General features: G+C 62.8%; 16 protein-coding genes. 11 read left to right on the top strand and 5 right to left on the bottom strand.

Features of this window, described 5'->3' with window-relative positions:
• Positions 1-90 precede the first annotated feature (90 nt).
• The 4 genes from panD to ACWKY3_RS06510 are packed head-to-tail and all read right to left on the bottom strand — an operon-like array spanning position 91 to position 3,191.
• Positions 91-483, bottom strand: coding sequence for an aspartate 1-decarboxylase (panD, locus tag ACWKY3_RS06525; RefSeq protein WP_449315619.1), 393 nt, complete (start codon positions 481-483; stop codon positions 91-93).
• A 3-nt stretch (positions 484-486) separates the two neighbouring features.
• The gene (gene panC / locus ACWKY3_RS06520) at positions 487-1,332 is read right to left on the bottom strand and encodes a pantoate--beta-alanine ligase (RefSeq protein ID WP_449315618.1); all 846 of its coding nucleotides are present in this window, start codon (positions 1,330-1,332) and stop codon (positions 487-489) included.
• Between the two features lie 57 nt (positions 1,333-1,389).
• A complete protein-coding gene (gene panB / locus ACWKY3_RS06515; RefSeq protein ID WP_449315617.1) occupies positions 1,390-2,217 on the bottom strand; it encodes a 3-methyl-2-oxobutanoate hydroxymethyltransferase in 828 nt (275 codons plus the stop codon).
• A complete protein-coding gene (locus ACWKY3_RS06510) occupies positions 2,214-3,191 on the bottom strand; it encodes a Rossmann-like and DUF2520 domain-containing protein (RefSeq protein ID WP_449315616.1) in 978 nt (325 codons plus the stop codon). Before ACWKY3_RS06510 ends, panB begins: the two co-directional genes overlap by 4 nt.
• A gap of 335 nt (positions 3,192-3,526) precedes the next feature.
• Here ACWKY3_RS06510 and ACWKY3_RS06505 point away from each other — a divergent pair, with 335 nt between their 5' ends.
• From ACWKY3_RS06505 to ACWKY3_RS06480, 6 genes are all read left to right on the top strand, one after another.
• Positions 3,527-4,942, top strand: a complete 1,416-nt coding sequence (locus ACWKY3_RS06505) for a response regulator transcription factor (protein WP_449315615.1) — start codon at positions 3,527-3,529, stop codon at positions 4,940-4,942.
• Between the two features lie 158 nt (positions 4,943-5,100).
• Positions 5,101-6,834: an FAD-binding protein gene (locus tag ACWKY3_RS06500; protein ID WP_449315614.1), complete on the top strand. Its 1,734-nt coding sequence runs from the start codon at positions 5,101-5,103 to the stop codon at positions 6,832-6,834.
• Positions 6,835-7,119: 285 nt separating this feature from the next.
• A complete protein-coding gene (locus ACWKY3_RS06495; RefSeq protein WP_449315613.1) occupies positions 7,120-7,341 on the top strand; it encodes an AAA family ATPase in 222 nt (73 codons plus the stop codon).
• Positions 7,342-7,979: 638 nt separating this feature from the next.
• A complete protein-coding gene (gene nrfD / locus ACWKY3_RS06490; RefSeq protein ID WP_449315612.1) occupies positions 7,980-8,939 on the top strand; it encodes an NrfD/PsrC family molybdoenzyme membrane anchor subunit in 960 nt (319 codons plus the stop codon).
• Between the two features lie 12 nt (positions 8,940-8,951).
• Entirely contained in the window at positions 8,952-9,341 is a 390-nt protein-coding gene (locus tag ACWKY3_RS06485) for a GntR family transcriptional regulator (protein ID WP_449315611.1), read from the top strand.
• Entirely contained in the window at positions 9,331-10,326 is a 996-nt protein-coding gene (locus ACWKY3_RS06480; RefSeq protein WP_449315610.1) for a slipin family protein, read from the top strand. The genes ACWKY3_RS06485 and ACWKY3_RS06480 overlap by 11 nt, the downstream gene beginning before the upstream one ends.
• Before the next feature lie 60 nt (positions 10,327-10,386).
• Here ACWKY3_RS06480 and ACWKY3_RS06475 read toward each other — a convergent pair whose 3' ends face one another.
• Entirely contained in the window at positions 10,387-11,223 is an 837-nt protein-coding gene (locus ACWKY3_RS06475; RefSeq protein ID WP_449315609.1) for a response regulator transcription factor, read from the bottom strand.
• Positions 11,224-11,465: 242 nt separating this feature from the next.
• On the opposite strand from ACWKY3_RS06475, the gene ACWKY3_RS06470 reads away from it, so the two are divergent.
• The 5 genes from ACWKY3_RS06470 to ACWKY3_RS06450 form a co-directional block, all read left to right on the top strand.
• Positions 11,466-14,039: a molybdopterin-dependent oxidoreductase gene (locus ACWKY3_RS06470; protein WP_449315608.1), complete on the top strand. Its 2,574-nt coding sequence runs from the start codon at positions 11,466-11,468 to the stop codon at positions 14,037-14,039.
• Positions 14,040-14,055: 16 nt separating this feature from the next.
• Entirely contained in the window at positions 14,056-14,631 is a 576-nt protein-coding gene (locus ACWKY3_RS06465; protein WP_449315607.1) for a 4Fe-4S dicluster domain-containing protein, read from the top strand.
• A gap of 344 nt (positions 14,632-14,975) precedes the next feature.
• On the top strand, positions 14,976-17,588 hold the full coding sequence (locus tag ACWKY3_RS06460) for an FtsW/RodA/SpoVE family cell cycle protein (protein ID WP_449315606.1): 2,613 nt from the start codon (positions 14,976-14,978) through the stop codon (positions 17,586-17,588).
• A gap of 56 nt (positions 17,589-17,644) precedes the next feature.
• The gene (locus ACWKY3_RS06455) at positions 17,645-18,349 is read left to right on the top strand and encodes an FHA domain-containing protein (protein ID WP_449315605.1); all 705 of its coding nucleotides are present in this window, start codon (positions 17,645-17,647) and stop codon (positions 18,347-18,349) included.
• 11 nt (positions 18,350-18,360) lie between these two features.
• Positions 18,361-19,069: FhaA domain-containing protein (locus ACWKY3_RS06450; protein ID WP_449315604.1), on the top strand; the 709-nt coding region annotated here is incomplete at its 3' end.

Below are 19,069 nucleotides of genomic sequence, written 5' to 3'. Positions count from 1 at the left end.
TCTGTGTTGTCGAGTTATGAGTTCCAAGTTCCTCGGTTATGAGTTTTTTTCGCGCCCTATGCGGCGGCGGGTCGGCTATTAGGCCATTTCCTACTCCATGTCCTTCAGCAGTCCGTGGCGTTCGTAGCGGGTGACGCGCTCGATGGCGTTCTCCTCGTTCACGAACACCACGCGCGGGGGGTTCTGGTCGGCTTCCTCGGGCGTCATCTGGGCGTAGCACATGATGATGACCTTGTCGCCCACCTGCACCAGGCGCGCGGCGGCACCGTTGAGGCAGATCATCCCGCTGTTCGCCTCGCCGGCTATCACGTAGGTTTCGAAGCGCGCGCCGTTGTCCACGTCCACCACGTGCACCAGCTCGTACTCGCGGATGCCGGCCGCCTTCATGAGCGCCTCGTCCACGGTGATGCTGCCCACGTAGTCGAGCGCGGCCTGCTTGACCGTGGCGCGGTGGATCTTGCCTTTGAGCATGTTGAGCAGCATGCGCTAACCCTCCCAGATGAAGTTGTCGATGAGCCGGGTGGTGCCCACGTACACCGCCAGCGCCACCAGCACGGGGCCGTCCACGCGCCGCACTGGCTCGATGGAATCCCAGGTCACCATATCAACGTAGTCGATGCGCGCGAGTGGCTCCGCCTCTATCGTGCGTCGCATGGCCGCAAGCACGCGCTCGCCGTCGCGCTCGCCGCCCTCGATGAGCGCGCGCCCTTCGCGCACGGCGCGGCTCAGCACGAGCGCCGCTGTGCGCTCCTCAGGCGACAGGTAGGTGTTGCGCGAGCTTTTGGCCAGCCCGTCGTCCTCGCGCACGATGGGGCAGCCCACCACCTCAACGTCGATGTTCAGGTCGCGCACCATGCGGCGCACCACGGCCAGTTGCTGCGCATCCTTCTGTCCGAAGTAGGCGCGGTCGGCGCCCGCGATGTTCATGAGCTTGCACACCACCGTGCACACGCCGCGGAAGTGGGTGGGGCGGCTCTTGCCGCACAGCTGGCCGGTTAGTCCATCCATGTCCACGAACGTGCACGCGTCGCTCGCGTACATCTCGGACGGCTCGGGGTGAAACACCAGCGTCGCTCCCCGGCTTTCGGCCAGCGCGCAGTCGGCCCGGAAGTCACGCGGGTAGCTTTCGAAGTCCTCGTTCGGCCCGAACTGCGTGGGGTTGACGAACACGCTCACCACAACGCGGTCACACTCGGCGGCGGCGCGTTCGATGAGGCTCGCGTGCCCTTCGTGGAGAAACCCCATCGTGGGCACCAAGCCCACGATGAGCCCTTCACGCTTCCAGGCGCGTACGTGCTGCCGCACCTCGCTGACGGTGGTTGCTATCTGCATGGGGGAATGATCCTTTCTCGGGGCCGGTCCGCACGTGGCCCAGCGGTCCAACAGTTTTTAGTACAGCTTTTCCAGCACCTCGTCGGCGATGGCGTAGGTGTGCTCCTCGGCGGGGAAGGTGCCGGCGCCCACTTCGTCCACATAGGTGGCGAATGCCTCGCGCATGGCCTCGCCCACGTTGGCGTAGCGCTTCACGAACTTGGGGGTGAAGTCGCTGAACATGCCCAGCATGTCCTGGTAGACGAGGACTTGCCCGTCGCAGCCCGCCCCGGCGCCTATGCCGATGGTGGGAATGCTCACGGCTTCGGTCACCTTCGCGGCCAGCTTGGCGGGCACGCATTCCAGCACCACGGAGAACGCGCCGGCCGCTTCCAGCGCCTTCGCGTCCTCGATGAGCTTGCGCGCGGCGGCCTCGGTTTTGCCCTGTACTTTGAAGCCGCCGAACGCGTTGATAGACTGCGGCGTGAGGCCGAGGTGCCCCATGACGGGGATGCCCGCCTCCACGATGGCCTTCACTTGCGCCGCCACTTCGGCACCGCCCTCCAGCTTCACGGCCTGCGCGCGCCCCTCCTTCATGAGGCGGCCGGCGTTGACCACAGCGTCGTACACCGAGGTCTGATAGGACATGAACGGCATGTCCACCACCACAAGCGCGTTTTTCGCCCCGCGGGCGACGGCGCGGCCGTGGTGGATCATGTCCTCCATGGTCACCGATAACGTGTCCTCGTAGCCCAGCACCACGTTGCCCAGCGAGTCGCCCACCAAAATGGCGTGTATGCCAGCCTCGTCCTCCAGGCGGGCGGTGGAGTAGTCGTAGGCGGTCAGCATGGCGATGCGCTTCCCCTTGCGTTTCGCCTCGGCGAACGTCGAAACAGTGTGCTTCATAGAAGGCTCCTATCCTGTGGTGTCGTCGGCGTTTCTTCTTCGTCTGCGCTGCGCGCATCGAGCGTGCCGCGCGCATCCAACGCGCTGCGCAGGCGCTCTTTCAAAGGTTGATAGTCCCGGTCGGGGTGCTTGCGTGCGGCGATGTTCGCGCAGCACAGCGAAAGCCGGGCGTACAGGTTTCGTGCATCGGGGCCGAGTGCGGCCAGGTGGCGCTCGATGGTCCGCGTATCCAGCCGCTCTGCGGGGCCGGTGAGCGCCGCTTGGCACCCGCGTTCCACAACAGCGCGCGCATTGCCCATGATCAGCGACGATGCGGCACTGCGGGCTTCTTCGGGAGCAAACCCGCAGTCTTCCAGCAGGCGAAATCCCTCACCGTACAGGCCCACGGCCAGGTTGCTCAAAAACACGGCGGCTGCGTGGTAGCGGGTCTTGTCGGCGGGGTTGATGGCGCGGTGGCGGTTGCCGCACATGTCCAACAGCGCGGCCAGGCATTCGCGGGCGGCCGGGTCGCCTTCGACGGTGAAAAAGGCGTACGCCATGGCGTCGAGCGGACCGGTCTTGTCGCTGACGGCCAGCAGGGGGTGCGCGGAGCCCACGGAAGCGCCCGCCGCGCGCAGGGGTGCCAGCTCCTCGGCGGTCAGCGCGCCGCTGCAATGGCAGATGGTTGCGCCGGCCAGAGGCGCGCCGCTTGCGGCAAGCTCGTGTGCAACGGAGGCTATAACACTGTCAGGAGCGGTAATGAAGATAAGGTCGCTTTCGCGGACGAGTTCCGCAAGCGACGCGAACGCGCGCGAACCGGTGAGCTCGGCAGCTTCGACGGCAGAAGCGCGGGTACGGCTCGCATACCCCGACACGGGGATGCTGCGGGACAGGAAGTACCTGCCCAGCGTGGTTCCGACCTTGCCCGCTCCCACGAACCCTACGTGCCTTCGCGCGGTGCGTTCTGCAGGGCAGGGCGTGCCTTGGTTGGTCACGACGTGCCTTTCGCTTCGTTTCGTCGAGGCTGGATGCCCGACCGTCTCCGGGTCACCCGCACTCCTTGTGCAAGCATTCTAGGCCGCGCGGGGCGCGTTGCGCAACCCTCAAAATGCAGGAAATAGGAACTGAGTGCAAAGGGCAGGTTTTGTCGCAAAGTGAAGAACGGGGCGGTCGAAGCGGGGCCGCTGGCATCCTGTGGGTTCTCTTTGTTTATAATCGGAGGCAAAGATATTTTGAGCGCCTTTGTTCGAGGCGCCTTTTCAAAATATTTTCGCTGCTGCCGACCAAGCAGGGCGGTTGCGGGTTCTGCGTTGGGGAGAGGGTGCTGCTGGTGAGAGAGGGCGTTGCATCGGGAAGAGGGTCTGGGGCATTGCTTGCGTTGTTGGTTGTCGGATACGCCTCGCGATTGCTGTGGTTTTACTTGACAGGCTTTGGCTCCATCTTCTCACAATCGGGCTTATCTGGCGTGGGACCCATTGGTGGCGAGTCCATTTACTTTCTCACCGGAGTGGCAACGTTGGCCGTCATCGCCTTGAGGCCCCAGATTGTCTCAGACGGTTTGAGGTACTGGGTGGTTTTGACGGCCGTGTGCACGGTGTTTGGCGTGTTTCTCCTTGCGTTTGCCCAGGGGCAGGTGGATGCCGGCTCGCCTTGGGTTGCAGTGGCGGGATTGGTGCTGCTTGGTGTGGGATACGGCGGAAGCGAACCTGTGTGGGCTGAGGCATTCGGAAGGGTCTTGCCGCTGAGCCGAGCTGGAGCGTGCGTGGCGGCTGGATACGTCCTCTGCGGTGCGGCCTGTTTGGCTGCAGCTTCGTTTGCCGACGGTGCGCTGCTTGGCGCGTTGTCGTTGATCCTCCCAGCGTTTTCGACGGCGTGTTGGTTCGTGTTCGAGCGCTTCTCTGGCTGTGGCAAATCCGCGCGTCATGCGCTTCCGGCGAAGAACATGCGGTTTAGCTGGGTTGTTGTTGTGATGATGCTTCCGGTGGCGTTGCGTCTTGTCGGAGGAGGCGGCCTTTGGGGAAGTGCCGCATCGGTTTCGAGTTCGCCTCTGGACATTTCCGTTCCTTCGTTTGTGGCGGGGGCTGTTGCAGTTGCCGTGCTGGTGCGCGTTGGCGTCTCGTGGAAGGTTGGAACCTTTTCGTTTCGGAAGTATCGGGCTGCGCTGCTTCTTGCGGCAATGATGCTCCTTGCCGTCTCTGTCGTCGATTCCGTTGGTTCGCCAGGGCTTGCTTTTGTATCCGATGCCCTTGTGTGGGCGATGGAAGTGTTCTGCTCCATGCTCTGTCTTGTGCTCATGCTCGACGTGGCTCGTATTGCTGGCCGGCCCGAAGGGATTGTTTTTGGCATAGGATTCGGCCTTCAGTGGGCGCTGTGTTTCCTCTGGTCGCTGTTGGCCGGTCATGTTGATGGTATAACGGGAACCATTCCCACCGTCATGGCCTTTCTCATTGTGGGGGTGTTCGCCTTTTTGCCCGATCAGGCGCTTTTTTCCGTGAGTTCCCTCGCGTCGCGCCAAGACGATGCCGAGGGTTCGTTGGCCATTGCGGCGGCGGCCTTCGGCCTCACCCCTCGCGAGACGGAGGTCTTGGGGATTCTCGCCCAGGGTCGGAACCTGAGGTATGTGGGCGAGAAACTGCACATTTCGGAGAGCACGGTGAAAACTCACACCCAGAACATCTATCGGAAGGTGGGGGTGGGCAATCGCCAGGAGCTTTTGGATGCTCTGCAGGCCGAGAGGGATCAATAGCGCCGTCTTTTGCGCCTCATCCGTTAGGGAGGATATTCGCTCGACCTGCGCATATCCTCCCATGCAGCCGTTTTCTTCCTTCCGGGGTTTCGCAAAACTTCTCACAGGGACACCGCGAGGCGGTGTCGGTTCGTATCCTGAACGGAGGGAGTGTGCTGATGTCGAACGAAACGATACAAAAACAAACAGGGGTAAATCCGAAGGCCGGAGCGAAGGCAGGGGTCTCCCGGCGGGATTTCCTGAAGGCTACGGTTGCGGCTGGGACCGGGTTGGCTGCTGTGGGGGCTTTGGGCGGGTGCGCGCCGTCTGGGGGAGGGTCTTCAAACAGCCAGGAGTGGGATCGCGAGGTGGAGGTGGTGTTCGTTGGCGCGGGCGGATCGGCCTGGGGCGCCATCGCGGCGAAGGATGCGGGCGCGGAGTCGGTGCTTATTGTTGAGAAGTCGGGCATGTTCGGGGGCACCAGCTCGCTTTCCGCGGGCGGGTTCTGGATTCCGGCGAATAACGTTGAGGAGAAGCTGGGCATCAAGGACAGCAGGGACGACGCCGTGGAATACCTTTCCCACGTGTCAGGAGGCAAATCGACCCCCGAACTTCAAGAGGCGTACATCGACGGCGCGAACGCCTTCTTGGAGTGGACCCAGAGTCTGGGGTTTGAATGGGAGCCCATCGCCATCGGCGCGCTTCCGTTTCCCGATTATTACAACTACCCCGGCTGTTCCTCGGGCGGTGCACGATCACTTTATATAGACGATGTGGCCTCGTGGAAAAACATCAAAGGTGAGGATGTTGAGTCGGTTGGCTTCATGCGTGCGGCCCCTACGTGGAATCTCGTGCGTCACCTCTGCGAGGAGCGGGGTGTGGACATCATGTACAACGCGGAGGCAACAAAACTCATTCGCAATGATGAAGGCGTAGTCGAAGGTGTTGTGGTTGCGAATGGCAAGTCGGAGGAGCGTATTAAGGCCACCAAAGCGGTGTTTTTAGGAACCGGCGGGTTCGATCACAATAAAGAGATGCGGGAATCCTACATCAAGATTCCTCTTGCCAACACCATGCTCGTGGACACGTGCACAGGCGATGGACACAGGATGGGTATGGAGATAGGGGCCGACCTGTCGAACATGTCAAGTTTCTATGGAAACAGCTGCTTTGTGCCGCTGGGTATGGAAATCGACAACATCATGACCGACAAGATGGACCAGTATGTTGATGGCAGTTCGTATCGGTCGAAGCCTGGCGCTATCGTGGTGAACAAAAAAGGTAAGCGGTTTGGGAACGAGAGCGCCTCGTATCCGCTGTTCGCCCGGTCGTTTGAGGAGTTTGACACCGGAACGGGCGAATGGAGCAACATCCCTGCGTTTTTCATCTGCGATTCTACGTATTTGGAGCACTACCTCATGCCGGGTGTGAGCGAGATGGGCGCTGTTCCGGACTGGATGGAGAAAGCCGATACGCTTGAGGAGCTAGCGGACATTCTCGGTATCAACGCCGAAGGGCTTCTGAGCGAGGTGGCGGAGTTTAACAAAAACGCTGCTGAGGGAGTGGACCCGGTGTTCCATCGCGGAGAATGGGCGTTTGACACCAATACAGGAGGTGACGGAGGGACGGGGCGAGCCGACTTGAAGAACCTCGCGCTTGCCCCCGTTGAGGTGGGCCCGTTCTATGGGTGCCCTCAGTATCCGGGAAGTTTGGGAACGTCCGGCGGGCTTAAGATCAACGAACATGCGCAGGTTATCGACGTGCATGGTGAGGTCATTCCCCATCTGTATGCGGGAGGATGCTGTGCGGCTTCGCCGTTTGGCTGGGGATACCCCGGTGGTGGCGGCCCTGTCGGATGCGGCGGCGTGATGAGCTTTGTGGCTGTTGAGCATATGTTCGAAACCACCTTGTAGCGTTTGGGGTCATAGCGTCTGGGGGCGGCTTGCCGCTGCCGGGCAAGCGTCGGGGCCGCAGGTTCGCGCGGTCCCGACACCTTTTGTCGTGTTGCTTAGGGTGTGCAGATGTTTGCAGGCTGGCGAATACGCTGCGCAAAGGTTATGGTCGGGGGGGGGCGTCATTCTGCGTTGTTGCCTCGCACCGTTCTGCTCGGTTCGGGTGCGCTTCTCTTTTCTTGCTGCGCATGTTGGTATGATGCTGGAAAATAGCGACGCTCGAGGCGGCAAGCGAAGGAGAGAGCCATGGCGCAAGCGGCGAGGAAATGCCCGGTGGGCGTGCAAGTGTTCAAGGACATTCGGAACCGGAACCTGATGTATGTGGACAAGACCCGCTATATCTATGGCCTGGCACATTTGGGCGGCAGGTATGTGCTCCTCTCACGTCCGCAGCGTTTCGGCAAGACCTTGCTCGTATTGTGCGGGATGGGTTGCTTGGCAACAGGTTTCTTTCCTCCTTTCTGCTAAACCGCCGCCGACCCGGCCCGTGCCCACGCTGGTTTAACGCAGAGTCTCCCTCTTGGTGGCGAGAAATGGCCGAAGTCGGAAGATTTCTGCGAGTCCATGACGTTTTGCTCGGGCACCGGCTCTCTGCGATCAGGTGGTTTCTCGATAAGGGATCTCTCGTCGTTGAACAAATCTCTGCGAACCTTCCGACTTCGGTCATTTCTCGCCACTGAGAAGCGTCCTTTCCGCTAAACCGTCGCTGGCGCGGTCCAGGCCGGCCCGCCGCGCGAAGTTCCACAGGCACCTCGGAAAGTCTCGTCCGGCAGGTGCGTTGGGCGGGCCTTCTGAGGCGCCCGATCAGGAGGGCAGTAACGAAGTGCCGGAGGTATGCGGCTTGGGGGTAGTCCGGGAAGAGCTCCGCACGACGGTTGAACGCCGTCGACGAATAATTGAGCCAATTGAGCCGGACACGCTTTGCCCTATAACCCGAGGAGGTGCCACATGGTCGAGATCAACGCTGGCCGTACCATTGAGTTGAGTCGAGTTGGGTGCGGCAAGGTGGATCGAGGCCGCTTGCTTTTCCGTTGATTGTCGCACGACAGACTGGTATCGTGTGAACGGTAGGAAAACGCATCAAAGTTGCTGGCAAGGGCGGGCGCGTGGTTTTCAGCGAGCTGATAGTCGCATATCTGTTTCTGGGCGGTTCTGCGGCCGGGGCTTTTTTGGTGCTGGCGGCGGCCGACTTGGTGCGCGCTTCGCGAATGCGTCGTGCTGCTGCGATGACGGGCGCGCCGAGCGCGGGTGCTCCGAGCGCGGGCGCGCACTCCGGTCGTGCAGGCCAAGCGCGACTGCGGCGCGCACACAGCCAAGGGCGCGGGCTTCGCCGCATTGCATACGTGCTGGTGGCGGCGACGCTCGCGTTGGGCGGGGTGCTGCTGTGCGTGGACCTGGGGCGTCCCGATGCGTTCTTCCTGCTGTTTTTGCACCCGACGCCCACGTACCTGACGGTGGGATCGTTCTCGCTGCTGGTGCTGTTGGCGTGCAGCATGTGCGCGGCGGCCGAGTCGGTGTTCGAACTGCCGTCTGCGTTCGGTGCGGTGGCGCTTGCGTGCAAAGCGCTGGGGTGCGTGGCGGCGGCGGTGCTCATGGTGTACACGGGTTTGCTGCTGCAGGGCATTCAGACGGTGGCGCTGTGGGCCTCGCCGTGGCTGCCGGCGCTGTTCGCGCTTTCGGCCTTGTCATGCGGGTTGGCGCTGCTGCTGGGAAGCGCGTGCTTCGCGGGCGGCGACTCGGTGAGCATTGCCTGGTGCCGCGTGCTGCCAAGGGCCGACCTGGCGGTGGTGGCGCTTGAGGCGCTGGTTGCGAGCGCCTACGTGCTGACAAGCGGTTCAGGTGCGGCGGCTTCGCAGCTTCAGACCCTGGTGGCGGGGGAGTGCGCACCGCTGTTTTTGGGCGGGTTCGCGGCGTGCGGCCTGGCGGTGCCGTTTGCGCTGGAGTGCGCGGCGTTGCGCTTTGGCGCGCGGCCCGGGCTGCTGCTGGCAACGGCGATGCTGATGCTGGTCGGCGGGTTCTGTTTGAGGCTTGCTATTGTGGCAAGCGGCATGCACATGGCGGCGTAGGATCAAGGAGCAATGGAAACGCCTTCGTTTGAAATAGAGAAAGACTCCAACCTGCCCTACTGGGTGCAGTTGAAGGAGCGCTTCGTGTACCTGATCAACTCGGGTTACTACCAGCCGGGCGATCAGCTTCCCACGGTGCGCAAATTCGCCGCCGACCTGCGCATCGCCTACAACACGGTGAGCAAGGCGTACATGGCGCTTGAACGCGACGGCTTCATCACCACGTCGCGCGGTCGCGGCGCGTTCGTGTGCGAACCGCCGGGGGAGGATGGGCCGCAGGGGCTGGACCTGCACATCGAGGAGTTCGTACGGGGGTGCCTTGAGCGTGGCATGGACTATGACGACATATCCCGGCAGGTCAACAAAACCATCGACGCAATAAGGAGAAGCGATGAGGGCTAAGGGCGCGCGCACGGCGCAAACGGGTTCGTTCGGCGGCGGGGCGGACCGGACGGCATTCGCTAACGAGGGGCCGTATCGCCGCTCGGAGATGGAGTTCGGCGTGGCGGCCGACGCGTACCGCTCCGCGCCCGACAAGCGCGCCACCCGCAACGGCGCCATCCTGCTGACGGGGCTGATCGCCATTGTGGCGTTCCTTGCCGCGCTGGCGGTGGGGTGGCTTGCGGCCGGCGAGGCGAACCTGGTGGTGGTGCTGGTGGCCGCAGCGTTGGGTGTGCTTGCGTTGGCGTCTGCGCGCGTGTCGCTGGAATGGGAGCGCTACGTGGTCATGCGCCTGGGGCGTTTCAACCGGCTTGCGGGGCCGGGGCTGTTCTTCATCGTGCCGTTCGTGGAGTTCTGCACGCTGCGCATCGACCAGCGCACCCAGGTCACGCCGTTCGGCGCCGAGGAGACCCTCACGGCCGATTTGGTGCCCCTTGATGTGGACGCCGTGCTGTACTGGATGATCTGGGACCCCGAGAAAGCCTGCTCGGAGGTGGAGGACTGCTACTTCGCCGTGGCGCTTGCCGCGCAGACCACGTTGCGCGACGCCATAGGCCGCGCGTCGGTGGCCGACGTGGTCATGCGTCGCCATTCGCTGGACAAGCAGCTGGAGGAGGCCATAGAGGAGAAGGTGTCGGCTTGGGGCATCACGGTGCTTTCGGTGGAGGTGCGCGACATCATCATGCCCAAGGAGCTGCAGACGGTCATGTCCCTGGAAGCGCAGGCCGAAAGCCGCAAGAACGCGCGCCTTACGCTCATGGAGGCCGAGCGTGACGTAGCCGCCATCTTGGACGAGGTGGCCGAAACGTACCGCGACAACGACCTTGCGCTCGAGCTGCGCCGCATGCACCTCACCTACGAGGGGGCGTCGGACAGCCAAGCCGCCATGGTGGTGCCAAGCGCTTACACCGAAGGGTTCGCGGGCGGCGATAAAAGCACGGGGTGATGCCCGCAAGCGCAAGAAGAAAGGCCGCTAACGCCAGCGAGCACCGCCGCGAATCCCCGGTCAGAACTCACCTTCCTGAGCGTTTCTGAGGGCCTCTGTGATTTCGGGCCGGCTGCAAAGCCCGCGCGTGATGGCATAAAGAGCAAGCTGCGTTCGGTTGTGAAGCGCCGTTTTCGTAAGCAGTGTGCGAATATGGCCTTTCACGGTGTTTTGGGAAATGCGAAGCCGAGCGCTGATCTCGCCGTTCTCGTATCCAAGGCCGACAAGTTGCAGCACCTCGATTTCTCGGTCGGTGAGGGCTATCTCGTGGCTTTCGGGTGCAGCGCCAACCTTTGCAACAAGCAGGTCGTCGAACCGCGCGGAGTCGGCGTGCTCGATTCTGCTGCTCCGAGCGGCTTCGCACACCTCGTTGACGATGGCCGTATAGGCTTCCAAATGCCCTTGGAGGCACGTTCGGTAGGCATCGAGGACAATCTCGATGGCCTGGAGCTGCTGAGCGGGATCGTCGGCAAAGGCGTTGCGGACAAGCGGCACAAGGAGATGCACGAACACGAGGGTTCCATGGAGAGACGCCTCGATGCCGCGGTATCCTCCGCAGACCCACGATGTCGCCATGTCGATGGTCCACTTCGACTCTTCTATGTCTTTTCCACGATACAGGTCGGCAAGATGATTGAGCCCGTATTCCAGCCACGCGCGGCACTCGCTCCGTGACATCTCGGAAAACGCGCGCGTCTCGTCAATCGTTGTATGGAACCAGATCAGCTCGTCGGTCAGAAAATCGAGGTTCGCCGTCTGCGTTTCAATGATTTTGTCGATAATCTCATCGGTTGCGATGCTGCGTGCCTTCAAGGCGCCCCCCCCTCCTCTCGGCTGGTGCATGCCGTCCAACACCATGTGCGCCCCTTGCCCCATACCTTGGTATCGGCTTGACCCACCCGCTTTTGCCGGCCGTGCTATTCGTCCGGACGTTCCGGACGAATAGGCTGAAATCTTACCATACAACTCGCTACCGCTCGAATTCGGGCGCGGTTTCAAAAGGACGAGGGAAGAGTCCAGTCATCGAGAGGAACGGAGGAGCAATGACCGGCGAAATGGGGAAAGGACGCTTTGGCGGCGGGATAAGCAGACGAGCTTTCATGGGGGCGACCACGGCGACGTTGGTCGGTCTGACCTTGAGCGGCTGCAGCCCTCGCACCAAGGATGAGGACTCTTTGCCGGACGCGGGGCAGGAAAGCGCGGGCGCGGCAGAGGAAGAGGGCGTGTGGATTCCCGCTGCGTGCTGGCTTAACTGCGGCGGTAAATGCTACAACGCCGCCTACGTGGTCGATGGCAAGGTGGTCCGTCAGAAAACCGACGACACCCACGAGGACAGCTTCGAGATGCCCCAGCAGCGCAGTTGCCCCCGCGGGCGGTCGCTGCGCCACATGGTCTATGCGCCGGACCGCATCCGCTATCCCATGAAGAGGAAGCACTGGAGCGTCGAGGAGCCTCACGGGGAGTTGCGCGGCAAAGATGAGTGGGAGCGCATAAGCTGGGACGATGCCCTAGACTATGTTGCTGCAGCGCTTAAGAGCGCCATCGCGAAGGACGGTAACCGCTCCATTGTCTATCCCGGTTGGGCCTTTCAGGCGAACTATGCCGATTGGTTGCGAGCCATCGGCGGCTTCACCGAAATAAACGACACGTCTTCTTGGGGCGCCTACAATCGCACCGGCAAGGTGGTGGGCGCTGCTCCCACCGACGGCGGCGATCGCTACGATCTCCAAAACAGCGACTTCGTCATCCTCTACGGTTGCAACCCCGCATGGTCCTCTGCCGGGCAGCCCAATTACTATTACTATGCGGCCAAGGAGGCCGGAGCCCAGTTCGTGTTCGTTGGCCCCTCCTACAACGAGAGCGCCGATTTGCTTGACGCACGTTGGATCCGGGTGCGTCCGGGCACCGACGGGGCGTTTATGCTCGCCGTCGCTTACGAGATGCTCAAGTTGGACGAAGAGCAGGGCAACGTGATCGACTGGGATTTCCTGAACCGCTACACTGTTGGCTTCGATGCCGATCACATGCCCGCCGACGCCGCGCTCGACGAGAACTTCAAGGACTACGTTTTGGGCGCCTACGACGATCTGCCGAAGACGGCAGAGTGGGCCACCGAGATCTGCGGTACGCCGGTTGAGGACATCAGGTGGTACGCGCAGACCATGGCGATGACGAACAAGGTGAGCGCCCTGCACAGCATGGCTTACGCCCGATGCAACGATGCCGACGACATGCCCCAGCTGTTCATGACCATCGGAGCCATGGGCGGCCACTATGGTCAACCAGGCCAATGCACGGCCTGCTGTCAGGCCACCAGGGCTGGAAACGGCGGTCCCAGCCTGGTCAAAGGAGGTTCCACGGGGCTTGCGCAGAATCAGAATCCCGTTAGCGACGTGATCGACGCGCCCGATCTGTGGCAAGCCGTCCTCGATGGAAAGTACCAGTACAACGATGGAGCCATGAGCGATCCGAGCACCGTGGAGGTGCGCGACCTGAACGTTCGCGTCATCTACAACCTCTGGCGCAACTCCCTCCAGACCATCCAGGGCATAAAGACCGGCATAGAGGCCTTCCGCGCGGTGGATTGCGTCATCACCCAAGACTACGCCTTCAACATGACGGCCCAGTACTCCGACATCTTGCTCCCCTGCACCACGAAATGGGAGATGGACACGTTCTACTTCTATTTGACCAACAACACCGGGCGCGATTACGTGCTCTTTCCCTCCAAGGTGATCGATCCCTTGTGGGAGGCGAAGCCCGATCGCTGGATTGGCAGCGAGATGCTCAAGCGCTTCGACCTCGATCCCGCCGAAACCTATCCTTTCGGCGAGGAGCAGGGCTATCTCAACTTCATCGCGAGCACGACGGTTGTCAACGAAGAGGGCACCGACTACGAACCCTTGGTGACCATCACCCAAGAGGACATCGACGCGCTTGGCCTTGAAGGCACGCCCCAAGAGGGCCGCATCCCCTACGCCGAACTCATGGAGAAGGGCATCTACCAGGTGCCGCGCTCGAAGGACGACAACCTGGGCAACGTCTTCCTGGCAGCCTTTCGCGAGGATCCCGACAACAACCCCCTGAGCACGAACAGCGGCAAGCTTGAGATATACTGCCAGGCTAAAGCCGACGGCGTGAACGCCATGGGGCGCAGCACCATCAAGCCCTACCCCACTTATCGCCCGGCGCTCCATGGTTACGAGGAGTCATTCAGCGATTGGGAGAGCAAGACAAAGGGCGACTATCCCTTCCAGATGTACAACCCCCACTATCTTCGCCGTGCGCACACCGGTTTCGACAACGTCTCACAGTTGCGCGAGGTTCTGCCCAATCCTGTCTTCCTCAACGCGAGCGATGCGGCCGAGAAGGGTATTGCCGACGGGGATGCCGTGCGCATTTTCAACGATTACGGACAGTGCCTGCGCCATGCGTCCCTGACCGAGCGCCTCATGCCTGGCTGTGTTGCCCTTCCGCATGGCACATGGTCGGATCTGACCGCAGACGAGACTCTGGACTCTTCGGGTTCCGATAACTGGATGCTTGCGCCCGATACGAGCGGCGCGGGAATCTCGGGGTACAACACGAATCTGGTGAACTACGAGAAGTGGACGGAGGGCAACCTCGCCGATGACTGCGAGCGCGTCTTCGGGCCGGCTGGCGGCATCGAATAGAAAGAGGGGAAGAACCATGACGCTTGGATTTTACTTCGACGGCACCTCGTGCCTAGGGTGCAAGACTTGCTCCATTGCCTGCAAAGACCTCAACGACTTGCCTGTGGGAGTGCAGTTTCGCCGCGTGTTCGACTACGAGGCGGGCGTCTTTCCTACGGCCCGGGGCTGGCATTACTCCATGGCCTGCAACCATTGCGAGAAGCCCGCGTGCGTGGCATCGTGTCCGACGGGCGCTATGCACCAATCTGAGGACGGAACCATCCTGCATGACGACGAAGCCTGCATTGGATGCCAGAGCTGCGTTTCGAACTGCCCGTATGGCGTGCCTCAGTATCGCGAGGACCTTTCCATCGTGCAGAAATGCGACGCCTGCGCCCAAAGGCGCGCCGATGGGAAGAACCCCGTTTGCGTAGATGCCTGCTCCATGCGCGCCTTGGACTTCGGAGACTTGGACGAGCTCTCGCAGAAATACGGAGAGGGCCTTGTGAGCGAGCTTCCGTTTCTTCCCTCTGCAAGCACCACCAACCCCTCGATTCTCGTGAAGCCCAAGGAGGCGTCGCTTGCGCAAGACTGGAGCGAAAAGAGGCAGTAGGCGTTCCGGGGCTTTTGCCGCGCTCCTTCCAAAGGGGCGCTGAGCTTGTCGCATCCGAAACCAAAGAGAGGGGCTGCAATCGCGTGGATTGCAGCCCCCTTGCATGTCAGGGGCTTATATCGGATGCGCGTTGAGATATATGCGGGTGAGACGAGGTGCGAAGGACGGGCAGGGGTTGCGGGACGCGCGTTGCGGGGGAGGGGCGCAGGGTGCGCGGCGTGGGAGTATGGCGCGCAGGACAGGACAACGACTGTGAGCGCTTGGCGCGGCGTTGCGCAAAGCGCCCTGATCGGGTTGATAGCATGTCAAGGGAGAGGATCCGTACGGGAAAGGAATCTGCCGCCATGCTTGCCGAGGTTGTCGTCCATGGGTTCGCGTTCGTCATGAGAATAGCGTTTTTCCTGATGGGAGTGCTTTCGTTGCTTTGGGGCGCGCGACGGTCCTCCAGGGCGTCCGTGTCGGTGCCCCTTGCTCTTGCGGCATCGCTTTGCTTGATGCTGTCGTCGATCGCCGCTCGTGAAGGAGGGGACGCATTCGTTCTTGCGGGCACGTTCGTCCTGATCGCCGTTGCCGCTTTCGCCGCGCAGCGGGCGTGCGTCTTAGGCGGGTTCGATGCGCGCATCGCCGCTTCGGCGGCCTTGCTTCTGACGGTGGGGATGGTCGTGGCGTGCGACATCTCCGATTTCGGAGGGGGCGCCTCCCCTGAGAAGTTCGCGTTGACCGTTGCCCTGGGCTTGGTCTTGGCGGCCCTTCTCGCCCGCGTGGTTGCGCGCTGGGGTGTCGGGTGGCTGGCGGCGGCGTACAGACCGCTTATGGTTGTCGCCCTCGTGCTGTTCGCTCTTCCTTTCGCGCCGCTGATTGGCGTGTCGATTGGCGGTGCGCGGAACTGGGTTGGGCTGGGGTCCCCGCTGTTTCAGCCGAGCGAGTTCGGAAAGGTGGTGCTCGCGCTTGGCCTCGCGGGATTCTGCGCGGCGAACAGAACCCGGCTGGGGGAGCGCAATCGCCGAGCCGTCGTGCCGCTGCTGGCCGTTTTGGCGGCGTCTTTGCTCAGTGTTGCGGCCCAAAAGGATCTCGGTGCTGCGCTCGTCCTGTTCGCGATGGCGGGGCTGGTTGTGTGTACGTCGGCGGGAAGGCATCGGGTTGGGTACGCGCTGGCGTTTGCGGGCGCGTTTGCCTCGCTCGCGCTTGCCAGCCTCGCGTTTCCTCATGTGCAGGATCGCGTGGCGCTTTGGCTTGATCCGACGGCCGATCCTTTGCGGGAAGGGTATCAGTTCGCGTCGGCCATGGCCGCCATCGCAAACGGTGGGTTGCTCGGCACGGGGCTTGGTTTCGGTTGGAAATTCGCGAGCGTTCCGGTGGCGCAGTCCGACTATGTTTTGTGCGCGGTTGTCGAGGAGCTGGGGTTGGTCGGGTTCGCCGTGGTCGCGCTTGCGTACACGTCGATCGCCCGTTGGGCGGCGCGGCTGGGCGGCGCGTTCGAAAGGGGGACATTCGAGCGCGCCGCTGCGACGGCCCTGGGCGGCCTTGTGGTTGTCGGGGCGTTCGTGAACATGGCAGGCGTGCTCAACCTCATACCCATGACGGGGGTGGTGCTTCCGTTTGTTTCGAGCGGCGGGTCGGCCATGCTTGCCTCTGTCGCCTCGCTGGGAATTTTGACGGCTGTCGCCTCCAGGGCGAAAGCGGCGCCTGGCGCGATGCTGACGAAGGCCCCGGCATGTCCGGTGAGCCTTGCTGCGGCCCTGCCGTTTGCGCTCGTCGTTTCGTTCGCGTTCGGTTGCGTCGTGCAGGTGGGGGACGGGGGTTTGCGCGTAGCGGGCGAAACGGCGCGCGCCGTGGTTCGCGGGTCCATTGTCACCGTCGACGGCGTCGTTTTGGCCGAAGGGGGCATGCGGGCCGACGACCAGGATCGGCTCTATCCCGAAAAGGAGCTGGCATCCCATGTGGTAGGCGCGATCGACGGTTATCCCGGCTTCGAGCATGCGTCTGCCCGCTTCGAGACGCTGCTGTCGGGCGCGGACTGCTACGGGGCGCTCGAGCCGGCGGCGGAGCTGCTGGCTCTCGCGTACCGAGGGAGCGACGTGACGCTCACCATCGACTCCGACATCCAGAGGGCTGCCGAGGACGCGTTGGCGGAAAGCCCGGGGGCGCTGTTGGCGATGGATGCCGAAACGGGCCGCATCGCTGCGCTCGCGTCTTCGGATCCGCTTGACCTTTCGGAGGGGGTGGATGCGGGCGGGTCGTTTTTGAACCGTGCCACCCAGTCGCTCGTGGCGCCAGGCTCGACGTTCGAGCTCGTGTCTTTGGCGGGCGCTCCGGACCGGGGGCTTGTTGACGAAGCGGGCTGTGCGTCGGCGGCTCGGCTCGGCTCGGGCGCGCGTCGCGCGCAGACGGGGTCGCTGCTCGGATCGCCCGACCTTCGGGACGCTGCGGAGGCTTTTGGGTTCGACAAAGACGTTCCGTGCGATCTGCCCTTGGCCTCATCGACGGTGGGAAGCGGGGGCGAAACCCTCTCCGCAACGGCGCTTGCGTCGGACCGTTTGGGTACAAAAGACGGTCCGAGCGCAACGTTGCTTCAAATGGCCCTGGTCATGGCGGGTATCGCCAACGAGGGAACAGTCATGCGGCCGCAGATCGACCAAGAGGCCGAACCGGCCCCGCTTTTCCAGGCCATGAGCGCAGAGGCGGCCCAGCAAGCGCTCTGCGCGCTCTCTTCGGACAACGGGGCAGAAAGCGGGGCCGCGCAGGGCTCGTATCCGCTGCGCGGGAGGGCGAGCGCTGCGAATCGGTCGGAGGGCAGGGATGTCTCGTGGTATGTTGGCGCGCTGTCGTGCGATGACGGGCGTGAGATGATTGTCGCCTGCATTGTCGAGGAAAAGAGCGCCAACGGGTCTTCGGCGACGCCGAAGGCGCTTGAGCTTGCCGAGGCGTTGCGCGGGGACCCCGTTGCGCAAAGGTAGGTTTCGCAGGGTTTACCATTGGTTTCGGAAGGCGGAACGAATGCGAAGGAGGAATCATGCTCGACCAAACAAGACGCACCGCGTTTCCGCTGAGGGTGGTTCGCAGGTACTTGGAGGCGCGGCCTTTGAGCCGAGGCGACCTTGAAGCGGCGCTGGTCCCGGTCGCCCGCGTGGAGCTTGACAAGTCGAAGCCGGCCAATTGCTGGACGGTTCTTCTGCCCGTTTGGCGGGATGCCCCGGGCGCGGCGCAGGATTTGGAGCGCGTGGCCAACGAGGCTTTCGACATCCTTGTGGGGTTGGGTATCTGGATGGGCGACAGACGGTTGGTCGTCGCGAAGCGCGACGCCTCGGTGGGGGTGGGATGCGTTCGCGTCAAGGCCGAGCTGCTGCCGGATGCCGACGTGCCGTTGCGCTGCGAGGCGGCGTTCGAACGGGGATGGGGCGTGGTTCTGGGCACATGCCGAGCTTACGCGCCGCTCGTGCTCGAGGTTGATTGGAGCGACCTCCCGGTGACCGTTGCCGATCATGCGACGGTGGGCCGCGTGCCGGGGTCAGGCCGCATCTGGTGCCCATCGGATGTGGTGGGAAGGGACCACGGTGAGTTCTTCCATTGCGAGGGCAGCTGGTTTTTCCGCGACTTCGATTCGACCAACGGCTCGCGCGTGGACGGCCGTCCCGTTCGGGATGCCTCCATGCCGCTGACCGTTGGCTCGACCGTTCTCCTTGCGGAAAGCGCCAGAATAATCGTTCGAGAGATGTAAGGAGGCTCATTATGCCCAACCCTGTCTTTCTGTCAAAGCTTAAATCGCTCTTCGGCGGTGCTGAGGGGCAAGATTGCATCGAGCAAGCTACCATCGCCCTGCAGCCGGACGACGTAGACGCCGCCGTCACCGAGGCTATACGGCGTCACGGCCGCGTTGTGGGCGGCGTGGTGGACGTGCCTCTCTCGTACGAGGTGTTCGTGTCTCCGGAGGACTACGACGATTACTTCGGCCTGCGCAAGGATATGTTGCGTCGCCACCTTGCCGACGTTGTTCGTCGTTATGCCGAGGACGTGGGAGGCATGCTCGAAGGCGAGCCGAGCTTCTCGTTTCAGGTGGACGGCTCGCTTGAAGGGGAATGCCGCGTGAAGTGCTCCTATCGCAACGTGGCGCGCGATTACGGCACGACGCCGGTGTATCGCGTGGATCCTGGCGAGCATCTGACGCCGCGCCCCCGTTTCGAGGCCGACGGGGTTGACGATGCCGATGGAGGCGCTTGCGAAGAGGCCCCATCGACGGGCGGCGCGTCCGATGTCGTGGGCGGTTCGGGCGGCGACGGGGAGTCCGCCCCGCTCGAACCGCTGCCCGCCTCCATCAGGTTGGGCGAGATCGTGCATGAGCTGGAGCCCGGCATCGTGGTTGGCGTTTTGGGGGGGAGGGCGCGTGCCCCCCCCCCCGACTTGGGGATGGGTACAGGAGAGAAAAAAAGTGCGCGCAAAA

Source organism: Rubneribacter sp. (assembly GCF_965361815.1).
This window is presented reverse-complemented; position numbering and strand designations above follow the sequence as displayed.